Below are 12,911 nucleotides of genomic sequence, written 5' to 3' on the forward strand. Positions count from 1 at the left end.
TTGAGCTGTCCCCTTGACGAAATTGCAGGGACGACGTATTAATTGCGAAACATAACAAGCAAGCCACAGGTATGAGGCGGTTCCACAGGACCGGATCGAGGTCGTGCTTTGATTATCTGGGACAGCACATACAATGGCATGGCCACCGGGTTAAGTGACCGGGCGAAGGCGATAGCAAACGAGCTAGCGCGCTTCGGCTGCAATGCGTTTAAGTTTAGCCCCTTCCTGAACACGAAAAATTCCTTCAGCCTGGGCTACGACCCACGTACCGATCTCGACGTGGGCCAGTGGGAGCCATTGCGCATCACCGGAAGTGCCGCGGACCTGAAGGACGCCATCGACACCCTGCATGACAACGGCATTCTCACGATCCAGGACTGGGTCAATCGCCAGTACGGCGGGAATGCGCCCCTCTTCGAGCGCGGTGCCGATGGACAGACGGATGAAACGCTCTTCCCCAAGCCTCAGTCGGTCTTTTCCCCGCCCGCACCGCCGGATACACCCTTCCAGGGCGACGATGGAGAGCCTGATGGAATCCTGGCCAGTTACCAGCACTCTTCGGGCTACATGTTGAATGGCAAAATCAAGGCGGGTAAATGGCAGGAGTCGGTTCTGGGAATCGACGGCTTTCGTCTCGACGAGGCCAAGGGGCTGCCGGTCGAAGCCGTGAGGGCTTGGAACAACGCACGTCCCGGGCTGAACTACGCAGAGGTTTTTAGCGGCGATCCGTCTATGCTCGCCAGCTTCGTCGCGCAGACCGGGGTGCCGGTGTTGGACTTCACACGCCATTTCGCTTACGTGAGCGTCTCCGGAGGCGGTTCACTGGCTGCGCTCGCCAGCACCGGTTTTTGCCTGCAAGACTCAGATAACGCTATCGTCTACGTCGAATCGACAGACACCGACGGTCCCGGCGGAGTTATAAACAACAAGCTCTGGTTCTATCTCGATGCCCTCACGATGCCTTGCAAAGCGGCGCTCATTTTCGCCAAGGATGTTGAGGTCTACGGCCTGGGTCAGCAGATTCACAACCTCATGTGGATCGGGACCACGTTTGCCATCGGCAAACTCGTCTGGGAGTTTGTCGACCCCACCCTCCTCTGCTGGAGCCGCGATGGCGACGGCGGCTCCACCTTCAGCGGCGGCCTGTTCTGCGGGTTTAGCTCCGACCCGATCAACGCTCGCAGCGAGTGGGTGCACACGCCGTTTGGCCCCAATCGCCACCTCCACGACTACGCCGGCCACGGTCCGGATGTCTTCACCAACGCCGATGGCTGGGCTTTTTTCACGTTTGGTCCCAACGTCTTCGGCTCTGCGCAGAATTACGTCGCCTACTCCCCGGCCGGAACGGACTTCCAGATCCCTGTGACCCCGCGAGGTCGCAAGGGCACAGGCCAGTTCAAGGATTTCAGCTCCATCACCGTTCACCTTCCGTAAGCATCGTTACGCCGCCTCAATGCGGCTCCCGTCGGCCGGGCCCTTATCTCATCTGAGCTTATTATGGAGTTTTCGAATGCGAACTGTGCTTGCTGCCTTGGCTGTTTTCTTCACCGCCGTCCCTGCCTTCGGTCAGCAGATGCAACCGTGGCTGACCCGCTCCGCGGATAGTTCGCGCAGCGGCTGGAACAGCAACGAAACCATCTTGACCCAGAAAAGCGTCATCACCAGTGGCGTGACGTTTAAGACCATTGTCCCGCTGACGGCCGACCCACTCACCGGGATCGGCGACGCGCGCGGCATGGAGGCCCAGCCGCTCATCCTGCCCAACGTCCAGACCTCGGCCGGCCAGCGCGATGTCATGGTCCTGCCCAGCATGGCCAATGTCGTTCGTGGAGTCGATGCGCACGATGGTTCCGCCATCTGGCAGGTCACGCTCGGCCGGCCGATCCAGGGCAATTTCCCGCTCCCGAATAACGCAACCATCGACTTCCACGCGATCAACGATCATTGGGGCTGCCTGAGTACCGGCGTCATCGACCCCGAGACCGCACGGTTCTACCAGGTTTGCTGGGAATCGCCGGATAACAGCGGAGATCCGCGCACCGCACGTTACTTCATGCATGTGTTGAGCGTCGCCGACGGGTCTGCGGTCGTCCCGAAGGTCCTAATCGATGGGCTGGACTTCAACGCCGGGATGCGCAAGGCGCGAAGCTCGGCCGTCCTCATCAGCCCCCAGGGCGTAAAGACCTTGCTCCAGTGCACAGGATCGGTGAATGAGACGGCAGCGGGCTCCTCGGGCTACTGCTTCGCCTTCGATCTCGCGAGCAACAAAGTCACCGCGATGATGGCTACGACTAAAGGCAACGGTGCCGGCATCTGGATGGCCGGGGCCGGGCTGGCCTGCGACACGGATCAGGATTGCTACGCGATGACCGGCAATGGCGACTTCGACGGAGTGAGCCAATGGGGGGAAAGCTTCATCAAGCTGCGCTATACCCCTGCCAACGCGGGTAACGTCGCCACACTTCAGGTCGTGGACCACTGGACCCCCTGGACGGACGCAGCGCGGTCGGGCGCCAACCTTACCACCGCCGCGGCCAAGGCCAAGCCGTTGGATAAGCTGGCCGGTGAGTCGCTGGAGAGCGAAGAGGTAAGGCCTGTGGGCGGCGGGATGAATATGCCCTTGACCAACGCACCAGCGAAGGTGGGGCACGATGAGCGCGGTCAGGCCGTGTTTTCCGTCTTTCCCCCGCTCAGCCCGCAGGCCCGAACCGATCAGGATCTTGGCAGCGGCGGCGTCGTCTACATCTCCGCCCTCAACATCGTCTGCGGCGGCGGGAAGGACGGCCTAATCTACTGCATGAATGCCGCCAAGATGGGCGGAACTAAGCTCACCGACTTTGTCAACGCTCACGCGAACTGCGCCAAACTCATCGGCGGAACCCCGGTCTGGGGAACCGTGACTCCGGGCACGATCCAGGAGGGGTTCGACCCCTGTCCGCAGGATCCGAGGAAGTTGAATTTCTTGCCCTTTGGAGACAGTGCCCACATCCATTCCACGCCGGTCGTGATGTTCGATCCGGTGCTGAATGCGTGGACCCTGTTTGTCTGGGGGGAAAACCAGCGTCTCCGCAAGTGGCAGCTCAGTGCCACCGCCGCGCCCAGGCTGGTGGGTCAGGGAGCCGACTTCGCATCGTCCGATGTCCGCGGGAATTCGCCCGGCGGAATGCCCGGCGGCTTCTGCGCGGGTTCCAGCAACAAGAAAGATCCATTGTCCTATTTGTTGGTATGCACGGTGCCGCGCGGCGACGCCAATGGTTCAAGGGTTCAGGGACACATCGTCATTTACGATCCCGTGCATCCCGGCACCGACGGCTTCCTTCCCAAGCTCTGGGACTCCGACACCTGGGGATGGTCCGGTACGCAGCCTGGGACAAAGTACAACCTGTTCAATAAATTCATGCCACCCGTCATCGACGGAGGCGAGATCATCCTGCCGAATTACTCCGGCGGCGTGCTTCTCATCGCCCAGTAGCGAGAATAACTGCGACTGTCGCAAGGGTTGCCCGGACATAGACTTCCATTTGCTCGAGGTACTTCATGACCTCCAGTGACGTCTCCGCAACACGGTCCGTCCGCTTCAAACTCGGACGCCGCCGCGAGTTTCGCGACAATGGTGGGATATGCAAAGGAGCAACCGGGACTCTGTTTATCGATGGAAAACAAGTTGTAACAGGGTCAGATACCGAGAAGAATCCCGATCCGCTTCTCTCTTGATGAGACCCATTTGCTTCCCGGTCATTGGGAGGGCGATCTGCTCGCAGGCAGCAGGAACAGTCATATCGCCACCCTGGTGGACAATTACCATTACCTAAACAAGGGATATAGCTTCCCAACTTCCATGCATTCCGTATCAGGGTGCAATTCGGCTTACTTCTGATCAATCTTTGCAAAAAACTTCCGTATATCGGCAACCATAAGGTCGGGTTGCTCCAGAGCCGCGAAGTGTCCGCCTTTCGGCATGCTAGTTTTTTGTACGATGTTGTATGTTTGGGTTATCCAGCTAAGCGGCGGGACAGCCACCTCCCTCGGAAAATCCGCGTACGCCATAGGCGTCTCCAGGTGTGGCGTTGGCACCATTTCCTCAATGGTGAGCCGGTTTTCACGATAAATTCGCATGGCGGAGCCGATCGTGCCGGTCGCCCAATAGAGCGTAACATCGGTTAAAAATGTGTCGCGATCCACGGCCGTAAGAAAATCACCGTTGTTGTCCGTAAGCAGCTGAAATTTGCCAATCATCCAGGCCAGCCACCCCACTGCGGAGTCAGTAAGGGCGTAGGCAAGAGTTTGCGGTTCACTGGCTTGGAGGAAAAAGAAGCTGCTCTCTTCCCGGTCAAAGTAGGAATACCGTTTCCGCTCAGCATCGCTCATTTTCGCAACGGCTTCCTGATTCGGCGGTGGCACGTAAATCAGGTTCAGGTGCAACCCGATCACGTGCGTGGGCGCCTGGTAAGCCATGTCTTGGGCTATTGCCGAGCCCCAGTCACCACCCTGTATGCCGTACTTGGTATAGCCCAAACGATCCATCAGAACAACTAAAGCCTTCGCCATACGCTGTGGGCCCCAGCCACGGGTTGTGGTGGGTCCGGAATATCCAAAGCCAGGAAGCGAAGGAATAATGACGTCAAATGCCGGACTATTTATGTCCTTGGGATGGGTGAGCGGCGCGATGAGCTTCTCAAATTCCAAAATCGAGCCGGGCCATCCGTGAATCAGCATCAACGGTATGGCGTCCGTCCGGGGAGAGCGCTGATGGATAAAATAAATCTGCTGTCCATCGATTTCCGTTGTGAACTGGTCAAACTGATTGATCTTCGCTTCTTGCGCACGCCAGTCGTAGCCGTTCTGCCAATAGTCCGCGAGTTCCCGAACCTTCTTGATGTCGACGCCGTACTCCCAGGTGGTGCCCGGGAGTTGATCGGGCCATTTGGCTCCCGCCAAACGGCGGCGAAGATCGATTAGAACGCGGTCGGGAACATGCATTTTAAACGGCCGGATTGGAGCAGGTTCAAGCTTCTTAGTCGCTTGAATTTGTCCGGGTGCAATTGCGGAGTGCAAAAGCGACGCGACCAGCAGTAACCTCTCACACTGCCAGCCTGTCCTTTTCGCTTTCTCGAATCCAGTTTTCATCATGCTCTTGCTTCACTCAATGATTTCGAGGTTGCTCTCAAATGGCCCTCCTTACATCTGATCCGGCGTTCCATCCGACCGCACGCCGATGAGAATGACGAACAGATCAATCGGTTCCGGTTTACCTAGGAGCTGCGGAGCCGAAATATAGGGGGGCGGGAACTTAAACGAGACGTGGATTTAGTCGTATATCGGATTTGCACCCCATACTGCACCACCCATGACCCGACGTTCGGTTGTTGGCGATTCAGGGTTAGGTCGATATTCGACGTGACCCATCTTGTCCCGCACATTCTCCGGCCTTGCGCCTTCGCGCCGCATACAGTTGAAACGCAAAGTCCGAAGGTGTCTTTAGCGCCGCGGTTGGCGGAGTCTGACGTTCCTCGACAACAGCTGCGGGCGAGCATTCGCGGGCATCGTCGGTGCGGTCATTGAAAAGCCGTGAGGCGTGCCGTTTGACACGTCTCACGGGCTCGTGTTCCCACCCATGCGTGCCGTCGCGTCTGGGGGTAAACCTGGGAGAGTTCAGACACATACGCAAGGGAAAGAATGCCTTTATCGCTGGAGTCGGGCAGGTCCGAATCTCTGCGAGGAGTGATTGCAAGCATTCGCTGGTAAAGCGGAATGCGGGTGTGTACGTGCGTAATCTGCCATCGAGGCGCCGAAGTGTATGCCTGTCGGGGTCAAAAGGAAGGCATGGACTTCGCCCTTATGGGGACCGTTTTGCACCGTTGCCATGCCTGAGATTTGTCCGAGCTCATTGATATTGCTAGCCGCGATTATGAGGAGGTTGGAATCGTCGGGAATTACCGTATTAAGGTCGGTGATCACATCGTCCTGCCAGACGAAGCCGTGGGACCAGTCTCCTTTCGAGTCAAAGGTGCTTCCCACCACCTGACCCCGGTTGTTGATGCCGGTGGCAAAGGCGGCAGAATCTCCCGGCAGAAGTTTGAGGCTTACGACTTCCCCATCTGCGCCCTGCGGCCAAAATGCGGCAAAGTAGCCCGCAGCACTGCCGATTTGCCCGACGATCTGACCGCTGTTGTTAATGGCGTATGCGGAACTGAAAACTCCGTAATCCTTAAGCGGGAAGACAGTCTTGTCTTTCCAAACTACGGCGTGAGCCTCGCTGCAGTTTCCTGAATAGCCTACGGCGTGGCCTCGTTCGTTAATCCCGTTCGCAAAACCGTCGACATCGCTTTTACTTGCCAGAGGAAGAGCTTTGACGTTGCCTCTTTCCCACAACGCCGGCAACGTAATTCGATTGTTCTTCACGGTGTCTCCGCATGTAGGGTCCAGGGCACCGTCTTCGGCAAATCCGACGATTTGTTCGCGGTTATTGATGGCGTTAGCCCACCCATTAATTCCGCCGAGCGTGGGAAGCGCACTCATGTGGCCGTCTCGCCAAAGAAACGGAAGGCACTGAAGATGTGTGCCAAAGCCGCAAATGTCTTCGCCGTTCGGATCCGGCACCGCTGTTTCGGAGAGACCAACGGCTTCCCCGAGGTCGTTGATCCCGCCATAGTCAGTCCAACTGTTGGCGTCGGGTTTTCCAAGCGTGCCCAGATCGATGTTGAATCCGTAGATGCTGATCACGGCGCGGCCACTTGCAATTGTCGTAGACGTACTTGTCTCAGGAGGGTTCACGATTCCATCCATGTTCTCCGCCCAACCTAGATTGTTGAGACCCATGACCATGGCGAAGTTGTTCGTGTTCTTGTTATTGCCCAAGTCGGTGATTCTGTAGCTCTGTTGAGCGAACGCATTGCTGAAGCAAGCCAAAGCAATCGTTGTCACCCACAGTGTCCGGTAATTCCGCAACTGTATAAGCATGTTCATATCTCCTTATTCCTCCAGTAAAGTTGTGTTGCCGAGATGATTGGCGTATTACGTCAGGTACCAGTCGGCGCTCTGACAGTTAGCGTGCAATTGACAGCAGAATTGGCTCACAACTTCACGGATTCCTGTTGAGTGAGAAGTGCATGTGGTGTTCCACGTTCGCAACGATTACGTGAGACTACAGGCCCAGCTCTTCAGAGTCCGAAAACGACTGGCGAACTAACAACCTCGTTCAAATCGTGTTCAGAGCCTAGCTCAATGAAGTTGATAAGCCAGGCCTAATCTGCCCGGCGATTGAGAAATGCGATGAGCCGAGGGTTTCGTGCGTCAGGCCGTGGAATGCCGATTCACACTTTTAGCTAAAATGCTATGCATGAATCGACAGAATGTCCTGAACGTGCGGTCTTTCTGGCAAATCCAGATCATTGGATGGTGCTGCTTTTATTTTTTCCACCTTCTGGAATCCATTCATGCGTTCTTGACTAAGCGTGTGTTCTTCCGTGAAGAGACCGTGCCTGTCGTCTTCATGTTCCTGGGAAGTTTTGTCCTGCGCCCTTTTTGCCGTTGGCTGCTGAGACAATCGCGGTCCTGGATCTCTTTTGAATTGAAAGCAGCCGCGGCGGCCATGGTGGTATCCATTCCTGTAGCCTCCGCAGCAGGTCTCATTTTGCAGAATTTCAATCATGTGCCTTGGCACGCTTTGGTTACAGTTTGGGCGTGGTCTTTTTTTATGCTCTTCATGTGGTGCAGTCTGTACTTCAGCATTAAGCAATGGCAGCAATCGAGCATGGAGAGGGAGAGGCTACTTCGCGCCGAGTCTGAGCTCAGAGAAGCGCGCCTGCTTGCACTTCGCTATCAGTTGAATCCACACTTCCTATTCAATTCGCTCAATGCCGTGTCCACTCTTGTCCTGGATGGAAATGCGCCTGCGGCGACACGGATGCTGGCACAGATCGGAGATCTTCTACGTACAAGCCTGGATTCCGAAGTCACAGCAGAGGTGACGCTTTCTCAGGAACTGGCCTTTACCGAAGGGTACCTGGCGATCGAGCAAACAAGGTTGGGGGAGCGGCTAAAAATCGATATGGCTGTTCCATTGGAAACCCGGGATGCCCTGGTGCCGAGCATGTTGCTGCAACCGCTCGTTGAGAACGCAGTGCGCTACGGAGTGGCGCCATTGATCGAAGGTGGGTGGATTGCGATCAAGAGCGCGCTCGATGCCGACAGGTTGCGAATTGTCATCGGGAACTCCGGACGGCGTGGTGAGGGCGAGCAGAAGAAGAATGGAAATGGAATCGGTCTCGGAAATACGGCGGAGCGCCTGAAAACACTCTACGGGGTGAATTTTGAGTTCTCGCTTGGGTGGCCTGAAGCGGGCGGTTGCGAGGTCGTCCTGGAATTGCCGTTACGCAGGACTCGGATCCTGGTGGAGGCTTCACCGTGCGCGCTCTAATCGTCGACGACGAGCCCTTGGCGCGTCGTGGCGTCGTTCTCAGGCTACGCAAATTCAGGGATGTCGAGATTGTTGGGGAATGCGCAGATGGACATTCCGCAGTGGAAAGAATTCTGGAACGATCTCCCGATGTTGTATTCCTCGACATCCAGATGCCCGGAATAGACGGTTTTGAGGTGCTGCGGGCGTTGCCTCGAGAAAGCCTGCCCGCAGTCATTTTTCTGACAGCGTATGAGCAACACGTTTTGCGGGCATTCGATGTTCATGCGCTGCATTACTTGTTGAAACCGGTGGACGACACACGCTTCGCGGCAGCGGTTAGTCGAGCTCGTGATCTGGTCGACTCCGCATCAAAGGCCGACATGGCACAGCGGGTCATGAAAATGTTGGACCGCACCTCAGATGGATTCGCGTCCCGGTTTACGGTGCAAGCTGGATCCCGCATTCAAATCGTCATTGCGGAGGATGTTGAGTGGATTGGGGCTGCTGGTGACTATGCTGAACTCCACGTCAACGGTCGTTCTTACCTGTTACGCGAGACGATGGCGTCTCTCGAACAGAGGCTCGACTCGGCAAAGTTTATCCGCATACACCGCTCCCGAATTGTGCAGTCCAAAGGCATACTGGAGCTGCGATCCATCGAGAACCGCGAGTTCACGGTGAAGCTTTCGGACGGCTCGGAGCATCGCTCGAGCCGCACCTACGCGGATCGACTTGAGCGCTGGTTGTCATCAGGTAGGATCTGACAAAAATAGCGTAACTTTGAGTCGACTGTCCAGCGGCAGCGATGGGACGCGCTTCGACGCCGTCCTTGCTTCCTCTCTTCCAAGGCCACTCTAAATTGACCCGAAGTTGAAGGCGATTACGACCGCGCAGATAATCACCGATGCGATAACAGCACAGATAAGCGAAAGTGCAGCCCGGCGGAAGCGACTCGCTGATCGGATTGATGAACGCCGAAAATGTTGCGATATGGGTTTTGAGGGCAATGGGGGCGCCTACGCCCGAGTGAATTAGACAGCGTCAGTTCTATTACCACTGCAGCATCCCGCATCCGAATTGTCGTCAGTGCGGACAAATGATCCGTAGCCTACCATTCTCAGTTGACGGCAAATCGCCAAGTTACTCTTCGACACGGATTGGTATCGATCTGTCGGCCTGTAGGAAGCAATGACCTCGTTATTCGCAAAACCGCGCTATCGGCAATTGCTCGAAACCTGAGTCGAACTTGCGGGAGACTTCCATGGGCAGGCTCCTGTGATGTGGGACATTCGGCAATCCATCGGGCCCCTTACGGTTTCACGTCACCCGGAAGGCCATCTGCCGATGTGCCGTATTCAAGGAGGACTGCACATATGCAAGTAAATGAAGACGTAATGCCATCGGAATACGGGGTTCCGATGTTTGATGCGAGCCGAATTGCGCCATGAATGGGTTCGCAGCCGTCTCGAGCATGGAAGCTCCACACCCAACGGCGAACAGCGCGAGCAAGAATAAAACGTACTGCCCGCTGACCGCTGCCGGCCAGAACAAGATCATTCCTCCTCCAAAGAGGATTAATCCCGTCACCATTCCGGCCTTATATCCCCAACGGCGCATCAACAGAGCCGCCGGAATAGCCATGCAGAAGTACCCGAGGAAGTTTGCCGTCTGAACCAGCTGCGCACTGAACTGGGAGAGCTCGAACGACTTCTTGAATTGTTGAACCAGGATATCGGCCAGATTGTTCGACATTCCCCAAAGGAAAAACAGGGTCGTTACCAGCACAAATATCAACATCTGCCCTACAGGAAATATCGACAACGTCGTTACGCGTCTATCGGTATCTTTGGCCCTTTCTGCTGATACATACATCCTGCTTCTCCCTGATTCGATGTCAATCCGCGTGGCCGAAAGCCATTTCAATCCAGAGTGGGCTGATTCTCCGGAAGTCCAGAGGGCCATGAAGTGTTGAATGTTGGTGTCATCAATTCGCTGACCTTTTGCATCAGTTCGGCCGATGGTCGGAACGTCATTGCTTCGAGAGCATCGTTGACTTCGTCGACGTTCCGCGGGCCCACAACGGTGGTTGCCACGGATGGATGCTGAAAGCAGGCATGGAGAGCCAGGAGCGCCGGATCGGTTCCGTATTCTCCGCACAGAGCAGCGAATTGAGCTGCGACAGCCTTGATGCCGGCGGGCGCAGGATGCCAGGGCGGTCCGCCGTTGCCACCAAGTAAACCCATGTGAAGGGGTGACCCGTTCATCAATCCGATCTGCTGACGATTCGCAACCGGCGTCAATGCAACGTCCATATCGTCCATCATCAGATTCCAATGACAGTAGTTCAGGGTCACATCTATGGATGCAGACTCTGCTATATACGCGAGTATCCGCGGCCAATAGCCGGTGACGCCAATGAAGCGAACCTTGCCCTGTTCCTTGAGCCGATGCATGGCAGGGATGGTCTCGTGGATAATCTGCTCGATCGAACCGAACTCTACGTCGTGGGCCTGCAGAACGTCCACGTACTCGGTGCGCAGTCGACGCAGAGAGCCTTCAAGCCCTCGCACCACAGCCGCTTCGGAGAAATCAAACTGGTCAAATCCGTATCGGCCACATTTCGTACCGAGCACCACTTCGTGGCGCCGTCCGTCCAGAACCGCACCAAGGCGCTCTTCTGAAAGCGTTCGGCCATAGTATGGCGACGTGTCGACCAGGTTGATCCCGGCGTCGATCGCGTACATCAAACCCTGTCTGCAGTCTTCGAGAGACACCGTACCGTACTCATCGCCAAACGCGACTGTACCAAACCCGATGGTAGAGACGTTCACTCCCGTCTTCCCTAATGCACTGTATTTCACGATTACCCCTCCCATCCCACCGGCTGTCCAAATTCCGGGTCACAATCCTGCTGCTCTGCAATCCCCATAAAGCTCAAAAAGATTCAAGCACACTCATAAAACCGAGTTCAGCATCCACGGTTGATACTCCTCTTCGCCGAATCCCAATTCCTCACTCTTCGTCCGTCTCCCGGATGCCGTGTCGAGGATCGCAGCATAGATACGCGATGCGACCTCGCTGAGCGACTCCGCGCCATCGAGGACTGTCCCGCAGTTTATGTCCATGTCGTCCCGCATGCGTTGATAAAGCCCAGTGGTCGTAGAAAGCTTGAGACTGGGCACAGGCTTGGCGCCAAACACTGATCCCCGTCCAGTGGTAAAGCAGAGCAGATTGGCTCCGGACGCAATCTGACCTGTCGCGGAGACGGGATCATACCCGGGGGAATCCATGAAGACGAGACCTGTGCATGGAATTGGGTCTGCATAGTGCACCACGGCGCGCAGTGGAGAACTCCCACCTTTGGCCACCGCTCCAAGGCTCTTTTCGAGAATGGTTGTTATCCCGCCGACTTTATTGCCATGTGAAGGGTTGTTGTCCAACGTATTGTTCTGTCGTTGAGCGTATTGCTGCCACCATGCGATTCGCTCCATCAACTGAGCGGCAACAGATGCTTCAGCGCGTGATGTCAGAAGGTGTTCGGCGCCGAAGATCTCCGGGGTTTCGGATAAAACAGCTGTTCCGCCATTTGCGACCAGCGCATCCATCGTTAAGCCCAGCGCAGGATTAGCGGTGATTCCAGACCAGCCATCTGAACCGCCGCACTGCAGCCCCACAATGAGTTTGCTCACAGGCTGCAATGTCCGCTGGGCTTGGTTCGCTTCAGGCAAGAGCCGTTCAATCTCTGCTATGCCGCGCGCGATGGCTGCCTTCGTACCACCCTCCTCTTGTATGGTCGTGGCGGTGACGTTGCCAGTGGTCAGCGGCAGAATGCGGCTGATCTGGTTGGCTTCGCAGCCGAGACCCAACAGTAAGGTGGCTGCAAAGTTGGGATGATTCGCGTATCCAGCGATCGTTCGGCGCAGGACATCTGCGCCTTCATCACTGGTGCTCATCGCACAGCCGCCATAGTGGGTGAGCGCAACAACACCATCCACGTTGGGGAAGGCCGACAATCGCTCCTCGGTGAAATGCGATGCGATTCGTTTGGCTACTGTGGCGGAGCAATTAACGCTCGTCAGAATGCCCAGGTAATTTCGCGTGCCGACTGCGCCATTGGGGCGCGCGTAACCGAGAAATGTATCCCTCTTCTCAAGGATGGGCGTTTTTTTTGGAGCAGCCACGGGAGAAGCGTTCTCTTCAAGAGGTCTAGCGTCAGCGTACTCTTCCCTGCTTGCCATCGATAGATTGTGGGTGTGAACGTGTTCGCCTTGCGTGATCTTTCGCGTCGCGACACCTATAATCCGTCCATACTTCAACACCTGTTCCCCGGAATCAATGTCGCGAGTAGCGATCTTATGTCCGCTGGGAACATCGTTTAAGACTTCTAAACCATCGATGATCGAACCTGCGACGATCGCTTCAGTGGAGATGGCAATGCTGTCATGCGGATGAAGTCGAAGAAGAGCCATATTAGTTCCGTTATGTACTGTCTGCGGCCGCGCTCTCGCGC

The 12,911-nt window shown here is 56.2% G+C and carries 11 protein-coding genes; 5 read left to right on the forward strand and 6 right to left on the reverse strand.

Annotation, left to right across the window (positions count from 1 at the left end):
- The first annotated feature begins 138 nt into the window (after positions 1 to 138).
- The gene (locus RBB82_RS24365) at positions 139 to 1,434 is read left to right on the forward strand and encodes a hypothetical protein (RefSeq protein ID WP_433975688.1); all 1,296 of its coding nucleotides are present in this window, start codon (positions 139 to 141) and stop codon (positions 1,432 to 1,434) included.
- A 61-nt stretch (positions 1,435 to 1,495) separates the two neighbouring features.
- Here the strand turns inward: RBB82_RS24365 and RBB82_RS24370 are convergent, their stop codons facing one another.
- Positions 1,496 to 1,843 carry a hypothetical protein gene (locus RBB82_RS24370; RefSeq protein ID WP_433975689.1) on the reverse strand — a complete coding sequence of 116 codons (348 nt, stop codon included), beginning with the start codon at positions 1,841 to 1,843 and terminating at the stop codon, positions 1,496 to 1,498.
- On the opposite strand from RBB82_RS24370, the gene RBB82_RS24375 reads away from it, so the two are divergent.
- Positions 1,811 to 3,472, forward strand: a complete 1,662-nt coding sequence (locus RBB82_RS24375) for a hypothetical protein (protein ID WP_433975690.1) — start codon at positions 1,811 to 1,813, stop codon at positions 3,470 to 3,472. The genes RBB82_RS24370 and RBB82_RS24375 overlap by 33 nt on opposite strands.
- A 65-nt stretch (positions 3,473 to 3,537) precedes the next feature.
- A complete protein-coding gene (locus RBB82_RS24380) occupies positions 3,538 to 3,714 on the forward strand; it encodes a hypothetical protein (protein ID WP_433975691.1) in 177 nt (58 codons plus the stop codon).
- A gap of 153 nt (positions 3,715 to 3,867) precedes the next feature.
- Here the strand turns inward: RBB82_RS24380 and RBB82_RS24385 are convergent, their stop codons facing one another.
- Positions 3,868 to 5,130 carry an epoxide hydrolase family protein gene (locus RBB82_RS24385; RefSeq protein ID WP_433975692.1) on the reverse strand — a complete coding sequence of 421 codons (1,263 nt, stop codon included), beginning with the start codon at positions 5,128 to 5,130 and terminating at the stop codon, positions 3,868 to 3,870.
- 552 nt (positions 5,131 to 5,682) lie between these two features.
- Positions 5,683 to 6,966, reverse strand: a complete 1,284-nt coding sequence (locus RBB82_RS24390) for a hypothetical protein (RefSeq protein WP_433975693.1) — start codon at positions 6,964 to 6,966, stop codon at positions 5,683 to 5,685.
- A 373-nt stretch (positions 6,967 to 7,339) separates the two neighbouring features.
- Here RBB82_RS24390 and RBB82_RS24395 point away from each other — a divergent pair, with 373 nt between their 5' ends.
- Both RBB82_RS24395 and RBB82_RS24400 read left to right on the forward strand, forming a co-directional pair.
- Positions 7,340 to 8,419, forward strand: coding sequence for a sensor histidine kinase (locus RBB82_RS24395; protein ID WP_433975694.1), 1,080 nt, complete (start codon positions 7,340 to 7,342; stop codon positions 8,417 to 8,419).
- A complete protein-coding gene (locus RBB82_RS24400) occupies positions 8,407 to 9,165 on the forward strand; it encodes a LytR/AlgR family response regulator transcription factor (RefSeq protein WP_433975695.1) in 759 nt (252 codons plus the stop codon). Before RBB82_RS24395 ends, RBB82_RS24400 begins: the two co-directional genes overlap by 13 nt.
- 553 nt (positions 9,166 to 9,718) lie before the next feature.
- Here RBB82_RS24400 and RBB82_RS24405 read toward each other — a convergent pair.
- From RBB82_RS24405 to RBB82_RS24415, 3 genes are all read right to left on the reverse strand, one after another.
- Positions 9,719 to 10,273 (reverse strand): MFS transporter, encoded by a 555-nt coding sequence (locus RBB82_RS24405; protein ID WP_433975696.1) that lies wholly within the window; start codon positions 10,271 to 10,273, stop codon positions 9,719 to 9,721.
- Positions 10,274 to 10,320: 47 nt separating this feature from the next.
- Positions 10,321 to 11,262 (reverse strand): aldo/keto reductase, encoded by a 942-nt coding sequence (locus RBB82_RS24410; RefSeq protein WP_433975697.1) that lies wholly within the window; start codon positions 11,260 to 11,262, stop codon positions 10,321 to 10,323.
- Positions 11,263 to 11,355: 93 nt separating this feature from the next.
- Complete coding sequence (locus RBB82_RS24415) at positions 11,356 to 12,870, reverse strand: UxaA family hydrolase (protein WP_433975698.1); 1,515 nt, start codon at positions 12,868 to 12,870, stop codon at positions 11,356 to 11,358.
- Positions 12,871 to 12,911 lie beyond the last annotated feature (41 nt).

It is taken from the genome of Tunturiibacter lichenicola, assembly GCF_051013355.1.
GTDB classification, from domain to species: domain Bacteria; phylum Acidobacteriota; class Terriglobia; order Terriglobales; family Acidobacteriaceae; genus Edaphobacter; species Edaphobacter lichenicola_F.

What these genes read in the sequence shown, in the direction of transcription:
- RBB82_RS24365 (WP_433975688.1), top strand. Translation starts at nt 139, where the DNA reads ATGGCCACCGGGTTAAGTGACCGGGCGAAGGCGATAGCAAACGAGCTA.
- RBB82_RS24375 (WP_433975690.1), top strand. Translation starts at nt 1,811, where the DNA reads ATGGCCAATGTCGTTCGTGGAGTCGATGCGCACGATGGTTCCGCCATC.
- RBB82_RS24380 (WP_433975691.1), top strand. Translation starts at nt 3,538, where the DNA reads ATGACCTCCAGTGACGTCTCCGCAACACGGTCCGTCCGCTTCAAACTC.
- RBB82_RS24385 (WP_433975692.1), bottom strand. Translation starts at nt 5,130, where the DNA reads ATGATGAAAACTGGATTCGAGAAAGCGAAAAGGACAGGCTGGCAGTGT.
- RBB82_RS24390 (WP_433975693.1), bottom strand. Translation starts at nt 6,966, where the DNA reads ATGAACATGCTTATACAGTTGCGGAATTACCGGACACTGTGGGTGACA.
- RBB82_RS24395 (WP_433975694.1), top strand. Translation starts at nt 7,340, where the DNA reads ATGAATCGACAGAATGTCCTGAACGTGCGGTCTTTCTGGCAAATCCAG.
- RBB82_RS24405 (WP_433975696.1), bottom strand. Translation starts at nt 10,273, where the DNA reads ATGTATGTATCAGCAGAAAGGGCCAAAGATACCGATAGACGCGTAACG.
- RBB82_RS24415 (WP_433975698.1), bottom strand. Translation starts at nt 12,870, where the DNA reads ATGGCTCTTCTTCGACTTCATCCGCATGACAGCATTGCCATCTCCACT.